The sequence below is a fragment of the Planctomycetota bacterium genome (genome assembly GCA_016235865.1).
Lineage (GTDB): Bacteria > Planctomycetota > MHYJ01 > JACQXL01 > JACQXL01 > JACRIK01.
Genome location: JACRIK010000030.1, coordinates 140,882 through 163,430 on the forward strand (window position 1 = coordinate 140,882; position 22,549 = coordinate 163,430).

Annotated in this window: 23 protein-coding genes; 11 read left to right on the forward strand and 12 right to left on the reverse strand. The window is 49.5% G+C overall.

Going from position 1 to position 22,549, the window contains the following annotated elements:
* Nucleotides 1–39: 39 nt before the first annotated feature.
* The 4 genes from HZA49_10110 to rpmA are packed head-to-tail and all read right to left on the reverse strand — an operon-like array spanning nucleotide 40 to nucleotide 2,783.
* Entirely contained in the window at nucleotides 40–1,167 is a 1,128-nt protein-coding gene (locus tag HZA49_10110; GenBank protein MBI5779787.1) for a hypothetical protein, read from the reverse strand.
* Nucleotides 1,155–1,847, reverse strand: coding sequence for a protein-L-isoaspartate(D-aspartate) O-methyltransferase (locus HZA49_10115; protein MBI5779788.1), 693 nt, complete (start codon nucleotides 1,845–1,847; stop codon nucleotides 1,155–1,157). The genes HZA49_10110 and HZA49_10115 overlap by 13 nt, the downstream gene beginning before the upstream one ends.
* Entirely contained in the window at nucleotides 1,825–2,529 is a 705-nt protein-coding gene (locus HZA49_10120) for an FHA domain-containing protein (protein ID MBI5779789.1), read from the reverse strand. Before HZA49_10120 ends, HZA49_10115 begins: the two co-directional genes overlap by 23 nt.
* 8 nt (nucleotides 2,530–2,537) lie before the next feature.
* Nucleotides 2,538–2,783 carry a 50S ribosomal protein L27 gene (gene rpmA, locus HZA49_10125; GenBank protein MBI5779790.1) on the reverse strand — a complete coding sequence of 82 codons (246 nt, stop codon included), beginning with the start codon at nucleotides 2,781–2,783 and terminating at the stop codon, nucleotides 2,538–2,540.
* A 221-nt stretch (nucleotides 2,784–3,004) separates the two neighbouring features.
* Here rpmA and HZA49_10130 point away from each other — a divergent pair, with 221 nt between their 5' ends.
* The 7 genes from HZA49_10130 (at nucleotide 3,005) to HZA49_10160 (ending at nucleotide 11,148) form a co-directional block, all read left to right on the forward strand.
* On the forward strand, nucleotides 3,005–3,604 hold the full coding sequence (locus tag HZA49_10130) for a TetR/AcrR family transcriptional regulator (protein MBI5779791.1): 600 nt from the start codon (nucleotides 3,005–3,007) through the stop codon (nucleotides 3,602–3,604).
* Entirely contained in the window at nucleotides 3,601–4,956 is a 1,356-nt protein-coding gene (locus HZA49_10135) for a TolC family protein (GenBank protein ID MBI5779792.1), read from the forward strand. Before HZA49_10130 ends, HZA49_10135 begins: the two co-directional genes overlap by 4 nt.
* 19 nt (nucleotides 4,957–4,975) lie before the next feature.
* Nucleotides 4,976–6,136 (forward strand): efflux RND transporter periplasmic adaptor subunit, encoded by a 1,161-nt coding sequence (locus HZA49_10140; GenBank protein MBI5779793.1) that lies wholly within the window; start codon nucleotides 4,976–4,978, stop codon nucleotides 6,134–6,136.
* Nucleotides 6,137–6,144: 8 nt separating this feature from the next.
* On the forward strand, nucleotides 6,145–9,231 hold the full coding sequence (locus tag HZA49_10145; protein ID MBI5779794.1) for an efflux RND transporter permease subunit: 3,087 nt from the start codon (nucleotides 6,145–6,147) through the stop codon (nucleotides 9,229–9,231).
* 248 nt (nucleotides 9,232–9,479) lie between these two features.
* Nucleotides 9,480–9,785 carry a zinc-ribbon domain containing protein gene (locus HZA49_10150; protein MBI5779795.1) on the forward strand — a complete coding sequence of 102 codons (306 nt, stop codon included), beginning with the start codon at nucleotides 9,480–9,482 and terminating at the stop codon, nucleotides 9,783–9,785.
* 125 nt (nucleotides 9,786–9,910) lie between these two features.
* On the forward strand, nucleotides 9,911–10,108 hold the full coding sequence (gene rpsU / locus HZA49_10155; GenBank protein MBI5779796.1) for a 30S ribosomal protein S21: 198 nt from the start codon (nucleotides 9,911–9,913) through the stop codon (nucleotides 10,106–10,108).
* Nucleotides 10,109–10,233: 125 nt separating this feature from the next.
* Nucleotides 10,234–11,148 (forward strand): hypothetical protein, encoded by a 915-nt coding sequence (locus tag HZA49_10160; GenBank protein ID MBI5779797.1) that lies wholly within the window; start codon nucleotides 10,234–10,236, stop codon nucleotides 11,146–11,148.
* An 807-nt stretch (nucleotides 11,149–11,955) separates the two neighbouring features.
* Here the strand turns inward: HZA49_10160 and HZA49_10165 are convergent.
* From HZA49_10165 to HZA49_10185, 5 genes are read right to left on the reverse strand one after another with little or no spacing between them, the layout of a single operon-like run.
* Nucleotides 11,956–12,432: a HEAT repeat domain-containing protein gene (locus HZA49_10165; protein MBI5779798.1), complete on the reverse strand. Its 477-nt coding sequence runs from the start codon at nucleotides 12,430–12,432 to the stop codon at nucleotides 11,956–11,958.
* Nucleotides 12,429–12,839 carry a type II secretion system major pseudopilin GspG gene (gene gspG, locus HZA49_10170; protein MBI5779799.1) on the reverse strand — a complete coding sequence of 137 codons (411 nt, stop codon included), beginning with the start codon at nucleotides 12,837–12,839 and terminating at the stop codon, nucleotides 12,429–12,431. The genes HZA49_10165 and gspG overlap by 4 nt, the downstream gene beginning before the upstream one ends.
* Before the next feature lie 56 nt (nucleotides 12,840–12,895).
* Nucleotides 12,896–13,318: a MaoC family dehydratase gene (locus tag HZA49_10175; protein ID MBI5779800.1), complete on the reverse strand. Its 423-nt coding sequence runs from the start codon at nucleotides 13,316–13,318 to the stop codon at nucleotides 12,896–12,898.
* A gap of 42 nt (nucleotides 13,319–13,360) precedes the next feature.
* Nucleotides 13,361–14,470 (reverse strand): class III poly(R)-hydroxyalkanoic acid synthase subunit PhaC, encoded by a 1,110-nt coding sequence (phaC, locus tag HZA49_10180; GenBank protein MBI5779801.1) that lies wholly within the window; start codon nucleotides 14,468–14,470, stop codon nucleotides 13,361–13,363.
* A 9-nt stretch (nucleotides 14,471–14,479) separates the two neighbouring features.
* The gene (locus HZA49_10185) at nucleotides 14,480–15,535 is read right to left on the reverse strand and encodes a hypothetical protein (GenBank protein ID MBI5779802.1); all 1,056 of its coding nucleotides are present in this window, start codon (nucleotides 15,533–15,535) and stop codon (nucleotides 14,480–14,482) included.
* 255 nt (nucleotides 15,536–15,790) lie between these two features.
* Between HZA49_10185 and xerD the strand changes: the two genes are divergently transcribed.
* Nucleotides 15,791–16,717, forward strand: a complete 927-nt coding sequence (gene xerD, locus HZA49_10190; protein MBI5779803.1) for a site-specific tyrosine recombinase XerD — start codon at nucleotides 15,791–15,793, stop codon at nucleotides 16,715–16,717.
* Between the two features lie 14 nt (nucleotides 16,718–16,731).
* Here the strand turns inward: xerD and HZA49_10195 are convergent, their stop codons facing one another.
* The 3 genes from HZA49_10195 to HZA49_10205 are packed head-to-tail and all read right to left on the reverse strand — an operon-like array spanning nucleotide 16,732 to nucleotide 20,766.
* Complete coding sequence (locus HZA49_10195) at nucleotides 16,732–17,970, reverse strand: inner membrane CreD family protein (protein MBI5779804.1); 1,239 nt, start codon at nucleotides 17,968–17,970, stop codon at nucleotides 16,732–16,734.
* Nucleotides 17,971–18,012: 42 nt separating this feature from the next.
* A complete protein-coding gene (locus HZA49_10200; GenBank protein ID MBI5779805.1) occupies nucleotides 18,013–19,482 on the reverse strand; it encodes a HAMP domain-containing histidine kinase in 1,470 nt (489 codons plus the stop codon).
* A gap of 45 nt (nucleotides 19,483–19,527) precedes the next feature.
* Complete coding sequence (locus tag HZA49_10205; GenBank protein MBI5779806.1) at nucleotides 19,528–20,766, reverse strand: type II secretion system F family protein; 1,239 nt, start codon at nucleotides 20,764–20,766, stop codon at nucleotides 19,528–19,530.
* 393 nt (nucleotides 20,767–21,159) lie between these two features.
* Between HZA49_10205 and HZA49_10210 the strand changes: the two genes are divergently transcribed.
* Genes HZA49_10210 through HZA49_10220 form a run of 3 tightly spaced genes read left to right on the forward strand, consistent with a single transcriptional unit; the run spans nucleotide 21,160 to nucleotide 22,546 of the window.
* On the forward strand, nucleotides 21,160–21,555 hold the full coding sequence (locus HZA49_10210; GenBank protein ID MBI5779807.1) for an NADH-quinone oxidoreductase subunit A: 396 nt from the start codon (nucleotides 21,160–21,162) through the stop codon (nucleotides 21,553–21,555).
* An 11-nt stretch (nucleotides 21,556–21,566) separates the two neighbouring features.
* Entirely contained in the window at nucleotides 21,567–22,052 is a 486-nt protein-coding gene (nuoB, locus tag HZA49_10215; protein ID MBI5779808.1) for an NADH-quinone oxidoreductase subunit NuoB, read from the forward strand.
* Nucleotides 22,053–22,081: 29 nt separating this feature from the next.
* Nucleotides 22,082–22,546, forward strand: a complete 465-nt coding sequence (locus tag HZA49_10220) for an NADH-quinone oxidoreductase subunit C (protein ID MBI5779809.1) — start codon at nucleotides 22,082–22,084, stop codon at nucleotides 22,544–22,546.
* The last annotated feature ends 3 nt before the right edge of the window (nucleotides 22,547–22,549 follow it).

The window sequence follows — 22,549 nt, forward strand, 5'->3', positions numbered from 1 at the left end:
AACATTGCATGAAAGAATTAGCAACTATTTTCTATTATATTATTTTCCGCTGCCGGGAATCCGGGAGAGATTAAGGTAGATGTCATTCAGTATGGTATCAATAAGGCGGGCGTTAGCGGGCGAGGGATTAATTGAGAATTCCTTGGCACAGACAATGCTCATCAGGGCATTTAGCAGGTGTGATTCCGCCTTATCGGCTTTTCCGGTGATAATCATTTCTATGCTCAGATTCATTCGGTTACGCGCTTCAGCAAGATGAAATTCCGGGTCAAGGATAAAATAATTATTATTGGCTATTTCGCCCAGCAAATCAGCCATCGCCTGTTCCGGTGAGGAAACGGAAAATGAGGAGAGATTCGGGCCCGGAGAGATTTTTTCCATCTTTGTTATGACCTCATGGTAATGGCTGTTGATGCTCTGGAACTCCGGTATCTTTACCGAAGCGGTGGTATTACGCAGGGAGTAATATATGTGTTTCAGACGGCTCAGGGATAATGTATACAGAACTTCATTGGTTTTTTGAGCCGCTTCTTCGTCTTGGGAGGTTTTCTGATAACGGACTAAGGCCGACGCCCAGGCATCAAGATAAAATGTCTTGATAACCTCCTCGTATCCGTAAGAACTAATGGCCTTTATAAAATCCTGCATCGGGGTATAACTGGTTGGGGTAATGGTTTTATTCTGCAGGTCTAATGAGCTGGATAATTTATCTGCGACTATCAAGTCCCGGTGGATGAGCAAAAACGGGTCTATGGTTTTGGCGTCTATGTTCTTGAGTTCTTTTTCCATGGATACAACCTCGTTAAATGCCGAATTGAGGAATCCGGCATTGTCGGACGTTGAGAGTAGTTTCGAGAAGGAGGCGTATTTTTCCTTTGTCCGGTCGCCGGAGTTCAGATAGATGTTCTTGGCATCAATGGAATAGAGGCGGTGGTAGATTGCGGCCTTGAGCATCCGGCTGGACAGGTTTTTATCAGCGCCGGTTTCAAGCCGGCCGAGCGATTGGCAATACCTGATTAAAGCGTCTTCCGGTTCCTGCTTTAGATAGGATCTGTTTGCCTTATAAAACGATTTTCTGGCCGCCTCATACGGAGTGGCGCAGGATGTCAGTACTATCAGCAGTGAGATGATGCCAGCAATCAGAAACTTGTTTTCTATTCTTTCCATCCGTCTTTTCCTAATAATTTAACAAAAACGCAGGAGCCGAAATTGTTCTTTTCGATGCTATTGTGGCGCTTTATTATCTGAATCAAGTCCTGTGAGAATTCATTACCCACCGGGCAGAGGAGGATGCCGTTATCAGGGGTCAATTGGTCAATCAGTTTGTTTGGCAGCTGGGGAGAGCCGGCGCTGACAATGATGCGGTCATACGGCGCAAATTCATCCCAACCCAATGAGCCATCTCCGGTTTTGTAATGGATGGAATGATAACCTAACTGTTCCAACCGCTTCCTGGCTGATTCGGTCAGTTCCGGCAGCCGGTCTACGGTATAGATGTTCCTGGACAATTCAGCCAGCAGGGCAGTTTGATAACCGGAACCGGTCCCGATTTCCAGGACCCTATGGCCGTTATGCAAATCCAGATGCTCCAGCATAAATGCCACCATATAGGGCTGAGAAATGGTCTGATTGCATCCGATGGGCAGGGGGTTATCCTCGTATGCCTGTTTGGATAGTTTTTCATCCACGAAGAGATGCCGTGGAATCTTCAAAAATGCGTGGATAACCCGTTCATCCTTGATGTCGCGGCTGGCTAATTGCGATTCCACCATTTGTTGACGTTGGTGTAGATAGTATGATTGGCTGGGGTCTGTCGAATAAGATTTATTTGGCTGGTAATCCCTCATTGAACTTAAAGGTCTGGGAGCCGATTTTGATAGAGTCGCCGTTTTTCAGGCGGTAATCGTCGACGTCCTGGTTATTGACCGTGCCTCTGGCGCTATTACCGAAATTGATAAACCTGAAGCCGATTTCATCCCTGATAATGGCGGCCTGGCGGTGCTGGACGAAAAAGCCGGAGATGGGGAACTCGCACTTGGGGCTCTTGCCGAAGAAAGTGGTGGTCTTCATTATGGCAAAGGTCAGGTTGCCTTTCTTCTTGTCCGTATAGCTCAAATGGGCCAGCAGGGCGGAACTACGTTCCTTCTGCCTGAGGTCCAGTTGTTTGCGGTCTATGGCGATGGTGGCGTCAATATCTATCTTCTGGGGGGCGGTATCTTTTGCCGTTTTTACCTGCTCAGATTCGGGCAGTTTGAAGAAGATGGAGAAATTCCAGATATTGATTTCATCCCCGCTATTGAGGTTGTATTGAGTGATTTTCTGGCCCTTGACATAGGTTCCGTTGCTGCTGCCCAGGTCAAACAGGGTATAAATATTATCGTGTTTTTCTATTCTGGCGTGGTGCCTGGAGATGCCGACGTTGTCGATGCGCACGTCGCAGGTCGGGTCGCGGCCGATGAGGATAATATCTTTATCCACATTAAAGGTGTTAACCGGGCGGCGTTCAAAGGTCAATGTTAATTCTACCATAATTATTATTAATTCTGGGGCAGAATAGTAACCCGGTTGCCGCTGAGGTATTTCACAATACCGTTTTTCAGGGCGAAGAGGGTGTTATCGCGTCCGATGCCGACATTAAGCCCGGGTTTAAATGGTGTCCCGCACTGGCGCACCAGGATGGATCCTGAGGTGACCACCTCGCCGTCATAGCATTTAATGCCGCGTCGTTGGCTGTTGCTGTCCCGGCCGTTGCGGCTTGACCCGCCGCCTTTCTTATGAGCCATAAAAACACTCCTGATTCAAATCCGTTGCAGTTAATTAATGATGTTAAGATAGATATATGATATGTTTTGTCAAGTATTTTTGTTATTTTAGCTCTAATTAATTTTTTTCAATAAATATTTATAAAACCATTGACAAATCATGCCGATTAATATAATATAATACACGGACTAACGAGTCCGTCCAATTAGAGATTGGGATCGAGGCAGGGAAGGGGAGATGTATGAAACGGAAAGAGCTGATAAAGGAAATTAAACTGCGGCGTCGGAGAGATATTATCGCGGCCGCCACTGATGTCTTCGCCAAGAACGGCTATCATTTGGCCGATGTTGAAGTAATGGCCGACAAGTTAGGGGTGGGTAAGGGCACCATTTACCGCTATTTTCCTTCCAAGGAAAAACTCTTTACCGCCGTGATGGAACAGATGATGCACCAGTTGGCTGATGAGATAGCCGCCAATGCAGAAGGAATAACCAATCCGGTCGAGCGCCTCAAGACCGTTATCCGGAGCCATATGAGTTTTTTCAGCCGTAATTTTAACCTTATGGAAATATTCATCCACTACCGCAGCGCCTATAAGGAGCATTCCAAATCTATTTATATGAAATATTACGGCCGGGGGTTGAAAAGGGTGGAGGCGCTTATCCAGAAATGCATTGACCAGAAATTGATGAAGAATATCCCGGCCCGGGCGGTAACGAACCTTCTGATAGACGTTTTCTACGGAATTCTCTTTACTACTTTCCTGGGTGGAAACAAGCAAACCTTCGTGGAGAAGGGTAAATATTTAGAAGAGGTGTTTATTAACAACTTATTAATATGATAAAGAAGACGATTGTTTTGATGCTGTGGGTTTTGGTGTTAATACCGGTGATGATATCGGCCGAGGGGCAGGGAAATAACCTGTCGATGCCTCAATTTGATGCGGGTCTTTCTCTGGAACAGAGTATCGAAATAGCCCTGGCCAATAACCGCCAGATGCTGATTGCCCAGGAGGGCATGAATTATGCGGATGCACGTTTAAGCGAGGCCAGCGCCCGCAAGTATCCGACCCTTTCATCCACCGCTTCTTATACCCGGCTGGATGAGGTGGCCACTGTGTCAATAGGACCGGGCGTTTCCGGCACGATGGGCGATGTGAATAATGCCAAAGGCGAACTGTCCATCAAGCAGCCCATCTACAGCGGCGGACGCATCAGCGCCGGCGTTGAGTCCGCACTGCTGGGCAAGACCGTCCAGTCAAACCAGAAAGATGATATCACCACGCGGGTGATATTTTTGGTAAAAAAGGTATATTATGACGTTCTTCTTAACGAAGCCATCGTTGAGGTAAACCGGAAGAGTGAATCTGTCAGCAGGGCTCATCTCGAGAATATCAGGAAACTCTTTGAACAGGGGCAGAGCTCCAGATACGAATTATTGAGGGCGCAGGTCCAATTGACCAATATCCAGGCCATGCGGATTCAGAGCGAAACCAATATTCAGAACGTCAAGTTGGTTTTCATGAATACAATCGGGCTGCCTCTGGAAAAATCAGAGGCGTTAAAACTCACCGGCAAGCTTAATCTACCGGCAGGCGGCGATGGCGTCAGGGATGTCCTGGAACATTCTGCCAAGCTGGAAGAGGCATTTCATAACCGGGCTGACCTGAAGATTGCCCAGTTAAAGATTGATATGCAGAAGCAGTCGATTGTTCTGGCCGAATCCGAAGGCAAGCCGGCATTTAACCTGATAGGTAATTTCGGCTACGAGTACCCGTCACGAAAGAAGTTTCTTACGCAGGCCTGGGGCGATTACTGGAGTGTCGTGACTGCGGCATCCATCCCGGTATTTGAATGGGGCCGGATAAAGGCGCGCATCCGCCAGGAAGAATCGTTGCTCAAGCAGGCGGAAATCGCCGAGATGGATATCCGGGAAAGGATTAAACTGGAAGTCCGGCAATCCGTGTCTTCAGTCAAGGATTCCGTGGTTCTCATTGAAACGCAAACTGAGAATATTAAACAGGCCGAAGAAGGCCTGCGTCTGGCCGAGATTGGTTATAAGAACGGGGTAAACACACAGCTTGAGGTGTTGGATACCCAGATGGCGCTGGACACGGCTTCGAAGAATTACGTCCAGTCGCTTTACCAGTATAACCTGGCCAAGGCCAATCTGGATTTAGTAACCGGGAAATAAGAAACAAGGAGTTTATTATATGAAGAAAGCAATTATCTGGTTGTTGGTTATTATTATAGTAGGCGGCGGCGGGTGGTTGGTTTATACGCGGTATGGTGAAATGAAAATCCGAAAGGCAAAGGTTGATAAAGGCGATAAAATCGTCTCGGTATCGGTTAAGCAAATAGCCAAGACAGATCTGATGGAGACGATGTCATTCTTCGGGACCATTAAGGCCATCAATCAGGTGGATGTATACACCAAGATAAGCGGTCGGGTGGAGGAGTTAAATATCAAGAACGGTGATGAAGTGAAATCATGGGATATCCTGGCTGTGCTGGAGCATTCGGCCATAACGGCGCAGACCGAGCAGGCCACGGCTTCCCTGGAGGCGGCCGGCGCCCAGCTGAAGCAACTTCAGATAAATCTGGCCAACCTCAAGAAAGAACTGGACCGGATCACGGAACTGAGCAAAGAAGGCGCGGTTTCCGAATCCAGGAAAGACCAGATAGAAACCCAGTATAATGCCTTGCTGGCCCAGAAGGAAGCCGTTGAGGCGCAGGTAAAGCAGCTGGATGCGGTCCTGCAACAGGCGAAAATCAACCTGGCCGAGGCGAATATCCGCGCATCCATCAGCGGGATTGTGGCGCAGAAATACATCGATCTGGGCGATATGGTCACGCCCCAGAAGCCGATTTTTACTATCATTCAGGTGGATACGGTCAAGATAACCGCATCAATTCCGGAAACGATATTAGCGCGTGTCAAGGCCGGGCTGACCCATGCGACGGTTATTGCCGATGCCTATCCTGATATGACCTTTGACGGACTGGTTACTTATGTGGCCCCGTCCGTTGACCAGCGCAGCCGGACGCTGGAAATAGAGATAGAGTTAAATAATAGCGATAGGATACTGAAGTCCGGGATGTTCTGCCGGATAGAGTTGATACTGGACAACAAAAAAGGCGTCATAGCGATTCCCAAGGATTTACTGGTCTATGATATGGTAGGAAACAGCAAGGAATATGCGGTCTATACCATTCAGGACGGCCTGGCCAAAAAGGTCAAGGTTAATCCGGGTATTTATTCCCGCGGCCTAGTCGAGATAAAAGAAGGGCTGGCGGACGGCGATACCATAATTACCTCCGTCGGGCCTCATATATTCGATGGTTGTAAAGTCAGTGCAGTCAAAACGGAATAGGAGTAAATATGTTTTTACCGCATTTTGGAGTTAAACAGCCGGTAACCAACCTGATGATATTTCTGGCCATCATCATTATGGGCGTGATGGCGATTCTTTTCCTGCCCATCGATTTGATGCCAGAGATGGAGATACCGGCCATCACGGTCATCACCACATATCGCGGCGCATCAGCCGAGGATGTGGAAACCGCCATAACCAAGAATATAGAAAACGACCTTTCCATTGTCAGCAACGTCACGGAACTTGTTTCCTATTCCCGCGAGGGCGTATCCAATGTGATTTGCCGGTTCAACTGGGGCACAAACCTGGACGAGGCGGCGAATGAAATCCGGGAACGGCTCGGTTTCACCGAGATGCGCCTGCCGGACGATGCGGAAAAGCCCATCATCATCAAATTCAGCACCACCGCCATCCCCATCCTGGGTTATGGCATTACGGCCAAAGAGAATCTGGGCAAGCTTTATGAAACCCTAGATAAAGGTCTGGCTACGCCCTTGAAGCAGATAGAGGGGGTCGGCGCGGTCCAGTTAATCGGCGGGCTTCAGCGCCAGATTAATATAGAAATAGACAAGGGCAAGTTAGCCGCCTACGGTGTCTCCATCAATGAGGTGGAATCGGCCATCCGGACCCATAATATCTCGCAGCCGGCCGGCAGCATCAAGGTCGGGCCCAACGAATATATGCTCCAGACGCCCGGCGAATATGAAGATGTCCGTGAGATCGGCGAGACCATTATCAAGGTCTCCGGTAACGGTTCAGCCGTCCGGCTCAAGGATATCGCGGTTATCAACGATGATTTCAAGGACCCGCCCGGCATGGTCTATGTCAATGGCAACCCGGGGATGATGGCCATGATTCAGAAACAATCCGGCGCCAACAGCAACGAGGTCTGCCGCAAGATCCAGGATAAAATAGAAATTATCAAGAAAAATCTGCCGTCTGATATAAAAATTATTGAGATGTTCAACACCGGGGATATGATTAATCTGACCATCAAGAATCTCCGCGATACCATATTCTGGGGCGGGGTGTTTGTTATTATCGTGACCCTGCTGTTTCTGGGCGAATTGAGATCCAGTTTGATTATTACCCTGACCATCCCGTTTTCGCTCATCAGTTCGTTTATCTTTCTCTATATCTGGGGCCGGACCATCAATATGATATCGCTGGCCAGCATCTCCATTGCCATCGGTATGGTAGTGGACAATGCGATTGTGGTCATGGAGAATATCTTCACCCACCGGGCGCGCGGAGCTGACCCGTTCAAGGCCGCCATTACCGGCGCTTCAGAGGTCGGCCTGGCCATCAGCGCCTCGTCGCTCACCACTATCGTGGTTTTTGTCCCGCTCATCTTCCTCAAGGGCATCACCGGCATTATGTTCAAGGAACTGGGCGTAATGGTCATTGTTACCATTACGGCGTCATTACTGACCGCCCTGACCTTCACGCCGATGTTGGCTTCAAGATTCTTAAGTCCGAAGTCGTCCTTTGAAAAGCATGGCTGGTTTAAGTATATCGAAGACATGTACGGCTTGGTGCTTGACTGGGCGCTGGCTAATAAAATTAAAACCATTGTTATTTCCGTCTTGGTTCTGGCGGGTTCGATTGCTCTTATCCCGTTGCTGGGCACTGAATTTTTCCCGGAAGAAGATACCGGCGATATCCGGGTGACCGTGGAACTGCCGCCCGGCAAACGGATGGAGGAGTCGCTTAAAATGGGGACGGAACTGGAAAAAATCTGCCGCGCGGCCTGCGGAAAAGATATGAAGGACTTTTATATCAGGACTGGCTCGGTCGGCCTGGGCGGTTCCATGATGGGCATGAAGGAAGGCACCAATGTGGTCATGGTCGGGCTCAAATTAGTCAAGGTGGGGCAGCGGAGCCGCTCCGACAAGCAGGTCGCCGAGATTATCAGGAAAAAGGTCGAGGTCCTGCCCGGCATTGTCAAGATGGATGTCAAGACCGGCGACCCGATGGCCCAGATGATGAGCAGTTCAGGTAAACCGATTTCTGTGGAGATTTACGGCAATAATATGGATGAGACCGATAAGATTGCCTCCCAGGTCAAGGCCATTATGAAAGAGACGCCCGGCGCCAAGGACCCGGCTGTCAGCCGCGAGATTGCCAAACCGGAATGGAAGGTGATGGTTGCCCCCGACAAGGCGGCTAATCTGGGCCTGACCAAGAACGCCGTGGCCCAGACCGTCCGGACGTATTTCTACGGTAAGAATGTTTCCAAGTACCGCGAGAAGGGCGAGGAGTATGACATCTTCATCCGCCTGCGTCCTGAAGACCGGCGGTTTGCCGAAAATGTGCTTGATACTTCCATTGCCTCTCCATCTATGGGGCAGAATGTCCTGCTGTCCAATGTCGCCAAAATTTATGAGGATATGGGGCCGATAGAAATTGAACGCAAGAATCAGACCCGGGTGGTCCGGGTCGAGGCAAATCTCCACGAGCGGCCTTTGGGCGACGTAGCTGACGACATCGAAAAAGAGGTGGCCAAGATATCGATGCCCGAAGGCGTCAACCTCAAAATCGCCGGCCTGCGCACCGAGCAGAAAAAGTCGTTCCGGGACCTGGGACTATTGCTGATGCTCAGTATCTTCCTGGTCTATGCCGTCATGGCCAGCCAGTTTGAATCGTTGGTAGACCCGTTTATCATCATTTTCAGCGTGCCGTTCGGTTTTAGCGGCGTGTTTCTTTCCCTTTTCCTGAGAGGATATCCCATCAGCATGGTTTCGCTTCTGGGCTTGGTCCTCTTGGTCGGTGTGGTGGTCAATAACGCCATTGTGCTGGTTGATTATATCAACTTATTAAGGCGTCCGGTGGCGGACGGTGGTTACGGAGTCGGTCTGCTCGAAGCCATCAGGCAATCCGGAGTCAGGCGTCTGCGTCCCATTATGATGACCACGCTGACCACGGTCTTCGGCCTGCTGCCTATGGCCCTGCAGGCCGGAGAGGGCAGCGCTTCCTGGCGGCCGCTGGGCACCACCATCCTGGGCGGGTTGCTGTTCTCGACCGCAGTAACGCTGGTGATTGTTCCGGTGCTCTATTATTTCTTCAATCGGGAGCGCAAACCGGCAGTTTAGGCGGGCGTTGACCCCGTTAGAGGTAGTGGCGCTATAGCGCCACGTGAAACGGGAATGCCAACCTCTATGTTGCCTAAAGATAATGATAAAAAACTGACTTGGGATGGAATAAGTTTTACCTCTAAACGGGGTTGACATTATTAGAAATATTTATAATATTTCTTGACATTGGCGTACGGATATTATAGTATGCATTATTAAAGGTTCTTGGACCCTGAGACCAAGGATTCGAAAGGAGAAAAGGAAACATGGCGGACAAACAATTGAAATGCGCGGAATGTGGCGGCGACTTCGTGTTCACAGAACAGGAGCAGCAGTTCCACCAGGAAAAAGGGTACACAAACGAACCGAAGAGGTGCCCGACTTGCCGGCAGAACAGACGTAACCAGTTTGGTGGTCGTGATGGTGGCGGTTTTCGCGGCGAACGCGTTCGCACCGAGGTAACTTGTGCGGGTTGCGGCCAGCCGACAACGGTTCCATTTAAACCCAGATTAAACAAGCCAGTGTATTGTGATGGTTGTTTTGCGAAAAACAAATCATCGTCTGGCCAATAGGATAGACTAAAATTTTCTTCTCGGACGGGGTTACTCATCCGGCCATAATAATTTTACAACTTGGGCTCGGAAGTTCTCTCAGGGGTGTTGACCCCGTCCGGAAGAAATTGCGGTATAATCAGAATATGTCAGGCGTAAGAATAAGAGTGGAAGGTTCAATCGACAGGGCGCTCAAGCACTTCAAACAGAAATGCATTGATGCCAACATTTTCAACGAGCTTAAAAGAGTCGCCTATTTCGAGAAACCCAGCGCCATAAAGAGAAAAGACAATCAGCGCAAGCTCCGCACCTCCCAGAAATTCAGCAAGCACCGGCCCAAATAACGAAAATGCAACCACGAATAGACACTAATTAGCACGAATGAAATATTATTAGTGTTTATTTGTGTTAATTCGTGGTTGCAAACTTTCCCTTCAGAATTACCCGTCATTTGCCGATAGATCCTCATATGAAAATCCCCCAGGGCTTAGTGCATGGCATAAAACGCTGCGCCATTCCGGCATTGGTGCTTGGCACGACCGTCTTCCTGCTGCTGATCATCCACCGCAAGGTCTATGCTCATTACGCCATGGAGTCTCAATATCAAATCAATCTGGCGCCTTTGGAAGTCCTGGCCTCACCGGACTGGTGCAATGACCCGTCATTTGAGGACGCCATCCGTTCTTCCATGAAACTGGACGGCCGGGTATCCCTATTTGACCAAGACCTGATTCCGCGCCTGCTGGATAAATACGAAAACAATCCCTGGGTGGCCCGGGTGGACTCGATAGAAAAGCAGTTCCCCAACAAACTCAGCGTCAAACTGGAACTGCGCCGGCCGGTGGTGTTGGTGGAATTAAAGAAATGGAACAACCGCAGTTTCTATTATATGGTGGACAAGGACTCAATCCGGATACCGGGCGAATATTATACCGTGCCGAATCTGCCCATAACCCTGCCCATCGTGGTCGGGGTGCGCAATTCGCCGCCTCTGCCCGGCCAGAAGTGGCAGGACCAGGGCCTGACCGACGCCATTGACGTTGCCTGCGTCTTCAAGCAATACGACGTCTATCCCAAGCTGGACGTGGCGGCCATAGACATCACCAACAGTGGCGGCAAGAGAAACAAGCAGTCCAGCGAACTCGTTATCCTGACCAAAAACCACACCCAGATAGAATGGGGCCGGCCGGTCAATACCGACAAGCCCTTTGAATTATCCGCCGCCGAGAAAATCAAGAACCTCTGCCGGGTGCTGGAGGTCTCGCCCCAGCTACAGGGCATCAAGATGGTCAAGGTCCAGTTTGACCAGCCGTATATCGTCCTGCAGGAACCGGCCCTTAAGAAGACCAATTCGGCCCAGACCCCGGACAAACGCACAAGGTAATATCTTGGGCAAGCGGGATAGACCCCACATTTCCTAATGCTTGATTTCCCTGCATGGCAAGCCATCGTTTTCTAAAAACTGCCTTTTCAATCTTGCCTCCACGATAGTTACTATCTAGCTCCACGATAGGCACTACCTAATCCCTTGGTAGGCACTACCTAACCCCTTGGTAGGCACTATCTAACTCTTAGATAGGCACTACCCAGCTCATTGATAGGCACTATCTAGCTCCTTGGTAGGCACTACCCAGCTCATTGATAGGCACTATCTAGCTCCTTGGTAGGCACTACCCAGCTCCTAGGTAGGTACTACCTACGGCTAACCAGGGAGGGGGGATACCCTACCCCCCACCGGCTAAGGATTGACCATAGTGTAACCCTAATATTATCAATATGTTAAAAATTGGGCATCATGAAAATATCTATTGAAACCTAAACTTTTCACATTTTGGTTGTGCCAAAATATTAATTTTTAAACTGAAAAGTTTATCATTCACCTATGCCACGAAAACCGTCTTTTATAGTATTAACCATTAATCTAGGGACACAATACTCATTTATTAGAAATAGGTATTGTGTCCCCGGATTCGAAGGTGGCTGGCGCTCAGGCGCTGGTGCCGGTAACCGGGGGGAGTTTCCAGTATTCATTTATCGATGCGTATGGGACGGTAAGCATGACATTTAATCCGTATGTGATGGGGTACATCGTGTAGCGTAGAGCTTATAGCGTATACGGGACGCGGATAACCACAGATTGCACTGATTTCCCTGATTATATAAAATCTGCGTAATCTGTGTCATCTGTGGTTTACTTCTTCTTTGCGTCTTCTATCGCGTTGACCGGCACGCCGAGTTCGCGCAGGGCTATTTCAGCGTAGTTGCGCACAGATTCGCTTTTATCTTTGAGTAATTTCTTTATCTCAGGGATGGCTTCTTTAGCGTTAATGTCTGATAATGTACAAAGAGTCGACTGACGAATTAACGAATCATTATCATGTAATAATTTGGTAACTTCCGGGATTGACTCCTTAGCATCAAGTTTGCCCAACGCGTAAACAGCCCACGCACGTATCTCCATGGCATCATTCTGTAATAGTTTAGTAATCTCATGAATTGACGCTCTATCTCCGAGCTTGATAAGTGTCTGAATAGAATTGCAGCACACTGTTATATCTTTGTCGTGAAGTTGCCTGCGGGCAACGCTGACAGGATTATACCACATTATCCCGGTGGCGGTAAGGAGAGCGCAGGCGAGACCGATTGCAATGAGCAGGGTCTTGATCATTTATTTCTTATCACAATAATTTCATCACCTGTTCCATCCTTACCATCCGGGCCGAAAGACCACAAGTCAAAATCCGGACGATTATGCTGAGAAGGACAGCGATATTGATATGGATTTCCCCACGGGTCTATTATCTCTTTCTTTAAATATGGACCCGTCCAATCTTTAGGAATAGGCGGAATGGTGGGTTTTTCAAGTAATGCCTTCAGGCCTTGTTCCGTAGTAGGGTAGGCACCATTTTCCATTTGATAGCTATCTAACGCCATGCTAAGATTGCGTATCTGTATTTGAGGTGATATTTCATGCCTCTTTATGTTTGGGCTTCTACTCAGTGAAATAACTGCTATTACTACGGCGGCCACGAGGGCGCAGGCCAGGCCGATTACTATAAGAATATTTCTATTCATATTTTAATCTGTGTAAATCTGTGTAATCTGTGGTTACGCCTCGTCCCTCACGGGACTCACTGCTGTTCGTACTTTAACACCGTGGCTGTGCCCTCAATGACCGCGAGCTTGGCCTGGTTATAGACCGTGGTCTTCATCTTGAGGATTTTCTTCTTTTCTGACTTTTCCAGCACCTCGCAGACCGCGGTTAAGGTATCGCCAATCTTTACCGGCGCCTTGAATTGCAGTTCTTGGGACAGGTAAATCGTATTCGGTCCGGGCAGTTTGGTGCCCAGCACGGTTGAGATTAAGCTGCCGACCAGGAATCCGTGGGCAATCCGGGTCTTGAACAGTCCGGCCTTGGCGAATTCCTCGTCAATATGGACCGGATTGAAGTCGCCGGAGATTTTGGCAAAGTCGTTGATGTCGGTCTCGCTGACGGTCTTGGAAAACGAGGCCTGGTCGCCTACCTTGATGTCGGCGTATTTCAGTTCGCTCATATATTCTCCTTGCTGTCTACTGACTACTGTTTACTGCCTACTTTACTTTGACCGTTTAATTATCCACTCGCTCATCCGCGGGCAGATTTCCTTCTGGCTCTTGGACGAGACGAAGATGCCAATATGTCCGGTCGGGAACGAGGCAATCTCGGTGTCGTCACTGCCGGTGCATTTGGTGAATTCCCGGGAGCAGGCCGGAGGCACCAGATGGTCATACTCGGCAAAGATATTCAGGACCGGCATGGTGATGTTCTTTAGGTTCACGGTCTTGTCGCCGATTTTGAGCTGGTTCTTGACCAGCAGGTTCTTTTGGTAGCAGTCGCCGATGAATTGTTTCCAGGCCGCTCCAACCTGGTCCGGCGAGTCGAATATCCATTTTTCCATCCGGATGAAGTTGTTGACGAAGTCCTTGTCGTCGATATTTATCATGAACCCGATGTATTTGTCCATGACCAGCCGGAAGGGGTTCATGAGCAGGAATCCGATGTTCATAAAGTCGCCCGGGATATTGCCGAATGATTTGGCCATCTTCTCCACGTCCAGGCCCTTGGACCAGACGTTTAAGAGGCCGGTGTCGGTATCGAAATCAATCGGCGCCACGATGGTAATCAGGTTCTTAATCTTGTCCGGGTGCAGTGCCGCATAGATGGCCGAGAAGGTGCCGCCCTGGCAGATGCCGGCCAGGGTGAGTTTGGATTCGCCGGACAGTTCCAACACCTTGTCCACGGCGTTATTGAGATAGCCCTCGATGTAGTCCTCGAGGGTGATGAACTTGTCCATCGGAGCCGGATAGCCCCAGTCAATCAGATAGACGTCAATGCCCTGATTGAGCAGGTATTGGATGACGCTCCGGCCCGGGTTGAGGTCGAGCATATACTGGCGGTTGACCAGTGCGTAGGATATTAACATGGGCGGTGTATGGAGTTTCTTCTGGACGGGAATATAATGGAAGACCTTCATCCGGTCTTCCTGGTAGACCAGTTCGGACGGCGTGGTGGCGGTGGCCGTGTCCATCGGGTTGGTTAGGATTTCCATGCCCTTGAGGAATTTCTTCTGAAGGAAGTCCAGCTCCTGGGCGAAGTTGATTTTGGTGGCGGTCGGCGCGGCGCCTTTGTCGCCCTGGCTCTTGGGAGCCTCTTTCGTCTTTGGCATAATGTTTCTTTAATCCTTTCGTTTCTTGGTCAGCAGTTTTTCCAGCTCTTTGATTCTCTTCTTCAGGTTGTAGAGCTCCTGGTAGACGTCGTCAATCTCGGTCCGGGTGATGATGGGCGTTGATTTGAGCATCTCTTCGACCACGGCAAAGTGGTTATTGCGGAAATCGAGATACGAATCCAGCGTGGTCTTGATGGACTGGCCAAAGGCCGGGGTCTTGAACAGCTGGTAGAACCGGTCTTCAAAGGTCTTGACCAGGAGTTCGTAGAACTGCTTGTATTTTTCTTGGGTTACCTCGCCCTTGAGGATGGTCTGGGCCTTTTGGGCCAGTTCCTCGATGGTGGCCTTGCTGGGCGAATAGAGGACCATATTGAAATCAACCGTGGCGCCGCAGTATTTCATGAAGGAGTCGATGCTCTTGTGGATTTTTTCCAGCACCTGGCGCGAGGGGCCGACCATGGGCATCTTGAGGAACTTGCCGAAGGCCGATTCGTAGCCCTGCATCCAGGAATCGTAGAGTTCCTTGTATTTGGCCGGGTCCTGCTTGCCCTTGAATACGTCGCCCATTTGCCCCGAGAGTTTGGTCCAATTTTCCACGAAGGGTTTGTAATTCTGGTCGTAGAACTGCGAGAAGTTCTCCAGTGATTTCTTGATGGAGTCGGAGAAGTCGCCCATATTGTCGGCCGATGGAATGGGCAGTCCGAACAGCTTGCCGAAGACCTCCTTCTGGCTGTCCATCCACATATTCAGGAGATTCTTCATGGCATCGGGCGATGAGGAGATATTGCCGGCATTGTCGGTCCAGGCCTTGAAGAGTTTCATATAGACGTCGGCCGCCTCGACGAATTTGGGGAAGATGTTTCCGGACACGCCGGACATGGGCATGTGGTAAAACTGTTTGGCCATCTCGTCGTAACCCTTGAGCCAGTCCGGATATGCCCCGGACATATTCGAGTGCATAAACGGGTTGGTCTTCATGGAATCGGAGAATTTGCTCCACATATCGAAGAAGGGATTGGATGGGGTTTCTGATTTTGGCGTTTCGGCCTGCTTTTCTTTTGGCATATACTCTCCTATCTTTTAATGATTAAACAGGGGTTTAATTTATATTTATAATGTAGAAAAGTCAAGAGATATTTGGTAAATTAGCCACTGAGCGCCATAAGGGCGCCATGGCGCTTCGGCGCCAGAAGACACCAAGGCACTAAAGGACACAACCCCCCGACCCCCTTTGCTAAGGGGGAGTAGGGTGAATTATTCCCCCTTAATAAAGGGGGATAAAGGGGGTTGTCTTTGTGGTAAGGTGTTTTTCTTAATAGCATGAAAGAATTAGATTTATTCCTGTCTTATCTTGATGTGGAGTGCTCACTTTCCAAGAACACCCTGGATTCCTACCGTTCGGATATAGAGCTGTTTGTCAGATACATCACGGGCGGCAAGAAGGACGCGGATATTTCACCCGGCAGTATCACCGCCGCCGATATCTACAAATTCAACCAGTTCCAGCGTGGCAAGAACTTTTCCGCCAATACCATCACCCGGCGGATTGTGGCGCTAAAGATGTTCTTCAAATTCCTGGTGGCCGAAGGGCATCTCAAGTCCGATCCGACTACGTTGGTTGATAAACCAAAACCCTGGCAGAAACTGCCGGATACGCTTTCGTATATCGACATAGAGAAGATATTCAATGCCTGCGGCGGCAAGAAGCCGCTGGAAATCCGGAATCGGGCAGTGCTGGAGATGCTATACGCCACCGGCGCCCGGGTCTCGGAGGTGTCCAACCTGAAACTGACCGATGCCAATCTGGAGGCCGGATACATCCGGTGTTTTGGCAAGGGCTCAAAGGAGCGGATAGTGCCGATAGGGGAGATGGCGCAGGAATGCCTGAAGAAATATCTTAATGAGGTCAGGCCGGCGCTGGTAAACCCCCACACCAAAAATTTTGGTGAGGGGGTAAAGCCAGTCAGTCCGCCCAATGTATTTCTGAGCCGGCGCGGAAAGCGCCTGACCCGCGACACAATATGGCGGATACTGGCCTTTTATGCCCGTCAGGCCGGGCTCAGGGGACGGATACATCCGCATCTGCTGCGGCATTCATTTGCCACGCATCTGCTGGAGCACGGAGCCAATATCCGGTATGTTCAAGAGATGCTCGGGCACACGGATATTTCCACCACCCAGATATACACCCATGTGGATAAGGAACGCCTGAAGGCAATTCATAAGCAATTTCATCCCAGGGCGTGAGCGTGGTTTTTATCCTAAGACGTACGCTGTTTCCTGGCGAATATCTCGTCCCAATCAACCTTACCGGTGAATTGCATTACTAAGAACAGGGTGATAACACAGAATATGGTTATAGCCAGCCCGGTATAACCTTCAAAGAAGAATGTGTATGAGAATAATACCAGATAAATGAGCTGGGCTGTGCCGATTCCGGCAAAGGCCAGGCGTTTACTTACCACCAGGCGCATGTAAGAGACGACCAGGATTATTGCGACGGTTGATGAGATCAGGAAGGACAGATGCACCGGCAGGTGGTCGACCAGATAAGCCAGTAAAAGATGGAAGCTGAAAAACGCCGCTCCGATGAAGAAATAGTGCATCGGATGGAGTTTTATCTGCCGGACTGTGGCATAGATGAATAGCAGGAAGAAGAAGAGGAAAAGTGAAACCGGCGCGGCATAGGTGACCTTGCTGGCCCACGGGCCGGGATTGAGTTTATGGGGCATGGCCATGCCTATCTGGACGCCGGAAAGCAGGTTGGAATAACGCCAGGAGAGTTCCCACCCGTTGTTTTTCCGCTCTTTTTTGGTCGGGGAAATGCTGTTTTCAGGGAAATCAATCTGGTTAAAGTCGGTTTGCATGGTTAGGGCGAAATTCTTGATTTGGTTTATATTCTCGCCAAAATTATACCACCAGTCATCCAATCCCTGTGATTCGTAGAACACCTCTATTTCCTCTTGTTTTTCCTGGGACAGGGTCAACGGGATAATGATATTTCCTTCGGATATATTGGCGTTTTTCAGTTCTTTTCCTCCGACTATGATATGAAAATTGTCATAGACGGCTTGTTGGGATGGGAATGAGAAATAAAAGAATATTTCCCGATTCTCACCGGTTGGATTGACAATACGGTATTTCCCCTGGAATTTTACCCTGTAGGTCGAATACCAGAGAAGCCCTTTCTTGCGGTGGTCTAACTTGAGATCGACATTTATGGTGCTTGCCTCGAGCTGGACATAATGAGTGGTTTTTTCAGTCTCGGTCTTGTAGGTGGTTTGGCCCTCTTCGACCACCTTGACTTTTTTCTCTTTTTCGGTCTGGTAATATACCGACGGGGCATATTGATGCTGAGGCGTGCCCCATAATCCGCCGACTGCCTCACGCAGTTTTGTGTCCTGCGTATTGGTTCGCAACGTCACGGTAGCGCCGAGAATGACCCAAGCGGTCGCAACGCACAAGTATATGAAGACAATGCTTAGGATTTTTATAATCATTTTCATATCCTCCTTTTCGGTTGCGTGCAAAGCAAATCCGGATTACCGTTTGACCATTGATTCCATCTTTTTATTGATGACCGGCAGGGATATCTTTACGGTAGTGCCCTTGATTTTATCGCTCTGGATGTCAATCTTGCCGTTGTGGTTCTGGACGATGTTATAGGCGACCGTTAGTCCCAGTCCGGTGCCCTTGCCCGGTTCTTTGGTGGTGAAGAACATATCAAAGGCGCGGGCCAGTTCTTCCTGGCTCATGCCCACGCCGGTGTCGCGCAGGCAGACCGTGATATTCTTATCGTCCGTTTCGTGGAATATTTCTATCTTTTTCTCGTGCTTGGTGGTGTGAGTATTGACCGCATCAACCGCATTCATCAGGAGATTCAGGAATACCTGCTGGAGCTCGGTGGCGTCGCCGAATACCTGGGGCACATGAAGGGGCAGGGTATTACTTAAGGTTATTTTGCTTTCTTCCAGCCGGTGGTGGACCAGCGAGATGGCCCGTTCAATGATAATCTTCAGGTCTAGCGGCTGGGGCGAGGTCCGGTGCGAGAATGACTGGAGGATTTTCTTGAGGGTGTCCTGGATTCTGAGCAGTCCGTCGATTATCAGTTCTAGGTACTGCTGGGTTTGGGCCTTGTCCAGGTTGCCTTTCTTGAGCGAGTCGGCGGCGTTGAGGATGCCGCCCAGGGGGTTATTGATTTCGTGGGCAATGCCGGCGGCCAGAGTGCCGGTGGCGGACAGGCGCTGGGCCACGATTAACTGGGCCTCGGTGGCCTGAATCTTTTCCCGGGCTTCCTGGATTTTGCCTTCCATGTTATGGTGGTATTCGTTAAGTTCCTTGGCCATTGTGCCAAAGGTGGTCAGGAGGTTGCCGATTTCATCGGTGCTGCGGGCGGGCGGGATATTTATATTGTAATTGCCCTTGGAGATTTCAGCGCTGGCTTTTGCCAGAACCTCGATAGGGTTTAATACCAGTTTGGTCAGCAGGATATACATGCTCAAGATTAATATGAATGTGCCCAGCGGCATGACCAGCAGGATGGTTTTGACCGATTCGATGGGATTGAAATCCTGGTCGGGCGAGGTCTGCTGGGGTTTCATCTTCATGACGAAGAGTTTGTTATTGAACATAATCAACGGGGTAATGACAAATCCGTCGCGGAAGATGGACTGGCGGGTGTTAAGAACCTCGGCGATGTACTTGTCACTTTTAAAGATACCGGCGTCGGGAATAGGGGACGCGGAGATAACCGGCTGAAGCTTGTCGTCCACGATGACCCAATTGGTGAAGAGGGTGGAGTAATTTAATTTTGTCTTGAGGGTTTCCCAGTCCTCGGCGGTTCGGACATCAGCCAGCCAGTCTTGGGTAACGCTTTTGAGGAGTTCGGTCATTCCGCGCTGGTTGGTTTGGACCCGGCCCCAGGCGGTCATCCATAGATGGAAGGTCAGGATGCCCAGGATGAGTATCATCACGGCGGTCAGGGCCAATAATATTTTATTTCGTAGAGACATATGGCGTAAAACAACACCCTTTTCACTGGCCAGCCGCTAGAGAAATTATTTTGCCAGCTGCTGCATCAGGACCACTAACGGCGAGAACAGGGCAATAACGATGAATCCGACGGCCACGCCCAGGAAGACGATGATGGCCGGCTCGATGATAGTGGTCAGCGACGAGACCAGGGCGTCTACCTCGGTTTCGTAACTGTCGGCAATCTTGTGGAGCATTTTATCCAGTTCGCCGCTTTCCTCGCCGACTTCTATCATATTAATCACCATCATATCAAAGACCTTGCTTTCCGAGAGAGGCCCGACAATGCTTTCACCCTCGCGGATGCTGTCGTGGACGTGCTGGATGGCGGTGGCGATCACTTCGTTGCCCACGGTGTTTTTCACGATATTCAGCGCCTCCAGGATGGGTACGCCGCTGTTGAGCAGTGTTCCGAAGGTTCTGGAAAAACGGGCGATGGCCGCCTTGCGGAAGATGATACCGATCAAGGGCGTGCGCAGTTTCATCCGGTCAATGAATATTTTTCCGTTGGGTGAACGCGCCATGCCGATTACGGCAAAATAAATAGCCAGTGGTATGACTGGGATCAGATACCAGTAGTCGATCAGGACATTGCTGATGCTCATCAGCAATTGTGTCTGGGGCGGCAGGCCGCTACCGATTTCCATTTCCTCGAATATCTTCCCGAACTTGGGCACGACTTTGGTCATAATGACGGTGAGAATCAGGACGGCGATGAGGATGACTACGGCCGGGTAGGTCATCGCGCCGATGACCTTGCGTTTTAGCGCCTGGGCTTTTTCCATGAAGGTGGCTAATCTGATAAGAACGGTGTCCAGCACGCCGCCGGCTTCGCCGGCTTTGACCATATTCACATAAAGGCGGTCAAAGACGCTCGGGTGTTTCCCCAATGACTCTGAAAAAGAGTTTCCGGCTTCCACATCAACATAGACATCAGTGATGACGTCCTTTAATTTGGACGGCTTTAGTTGCGCGGCCAGAATCTTCAAGCTTCTCAAGAGCGGCAGGCCGGCATCCTGAAGGGTGGCTAGCTGGACCGTGAACTGGGTGAGCATTTTCTGGCTGACGCCGCCGACATAGAATCCTTTTTTCGGTTTAACCGTGGCGCCGGCCGTCGATGCGCCGGCGGCTTTTTCCTTGACGCCGGATGGGAAATAGCCCATTTTACGGATTTGATTGGTTGCGTCCTGCGGAGATGGGGCTTCTACCTCACCGGCCACCTTTTTACCTGATTGGTCAACTCCGACATAGGCATATCTTGGCATATTGAATTCCTTCTTTTATAGTGTTATAGTCACTATTGGGAATATGTTACCTCGGGCATGATTCCCTTGCCCAGTCATTGTGATTTAATAAACTATCCTCCTAAACAATCGTTTGGTAGTTATACAAATATTATAGAAAGGGTCAATAAAAAAGCGACTATAGAAATTTTTCATTATTTTCCCCGTTATTTCGTTTAATACGGGATGCGGCAGTCGCTTGATTTATTTGACGCTATATTTTTTCCGTTAAATATGTTGACACTTTATTGATATTTGATTTATCTCGCTTTTTTGGAAGACAGCCAAACAATAGAAAACCCGCCTACACTAAAGTTTCGGCGGGTCTAACTCGCTGTAACATCCTGACGGATTAACAACGAGTAAGATAGTCCTATGTTATTTGATTTTGCGGCAGTTTTGGTCTTCATTGCCCTGGCCGTCCTGTGCGTATTCTTCACGCTGGTGTTTTCCTGGGTGGTCCGGCCCAGCAAACCCTCGTCTGAAAAGGCGTCCACCTACGAATGCGGCGAGATTCCAGCCGGCAATTCCTGGATTAAGTTCAATATTCATTTCTATGTCATTGCCCTGATTTTTATCATATTTGAGGTGGAAATCCTGGTGCTTTTCCCATGGGCCGTGGTTTTTCAGAAACTGGGCATGACCGGTTTCATAGAGATGCTGGTTTTTGTCGGCATTCTGACGCTGGGTTTGGCCTATCTATGGAAAAAGGGCGACCTGGATTGGGTCAAGGATACTAATTACCTGAAGGATGAGGACAAGAAAGACTAAAGAACAATAATATGAGTCTGATAGAGAATCGGTTTAATAAGAATCTGATCGTAACCTCGGCTGATTATTTCATCAACTGGGGCCGGGCTAATTCGCTTTGGCCGGTATCGTTCGGTTTGGCTTGTTGTGCTATCGAGATGATGGCCACCGGCATGGCCCGTTATGATATCGCCCGTTTTGGAGCCGAGGCTTTTAGGCCTTCGCCCCGGCAGGCGGATTTGATGATTGTGGCAGGCACCATCACCCACAAGATGGCCTCACGGGTGAAGCTGATATATGAACAGATGTCTGAGCCCAAGTATGTCATGGCCATGGGCTCGTGCGCCTGTAGCGGCGGGCCGTTTGTCAAGCATTCGTATGCAGTGCTCAAGGGCGCTGATTTGGTGATACCTGTTGACGTTTATATCCCGGGCTGCCCGCCCAGGCCTGAGGCGTTGCTGGAAGGGCTGATGAAACTGCAGAAATTGATAAGGCAGAAGAGTATTGCCAAGAAATGACGAAGGACTAATGACGAAAGATACGGTTTATGACAGCGAATGTGATATTTGAGAAGTTAAGGGCCAGATTTGGGGAGGGTATAGAATTTCAGGATAATTCACTTTTGCCCTTTATTAAGGTCAGGCCGGATTCCATCCGGAAGGTGGCGGATATCCTGCGTAATAACCCGGATTTAGGGTTTGATTCGCTGATGTGCCTGACGGCGGTTGATAATCCGGCTAATTTTACAATTGTGTATTTCCTTTTCTCGATGAAACATCAGCATAAGGTGACATTAAAGGTTGAAACGCCTAAGGATAATCCGAATGTGCCGACGGTGGAGAAGATCTGGAGCGCGGCAAACTGGTTTGAGCGCGAGGTTTATGACCTGTTCGGCGTGAAGTTTGACGGGCATAGCAATCTGGTGCGGATTATGTTGCCTGATGATTGGGAAGGTTACCCGTTAAGGAAGGATTACCAGTATCCGGCTACTTATCGCGGACTGCCGTTATAAATG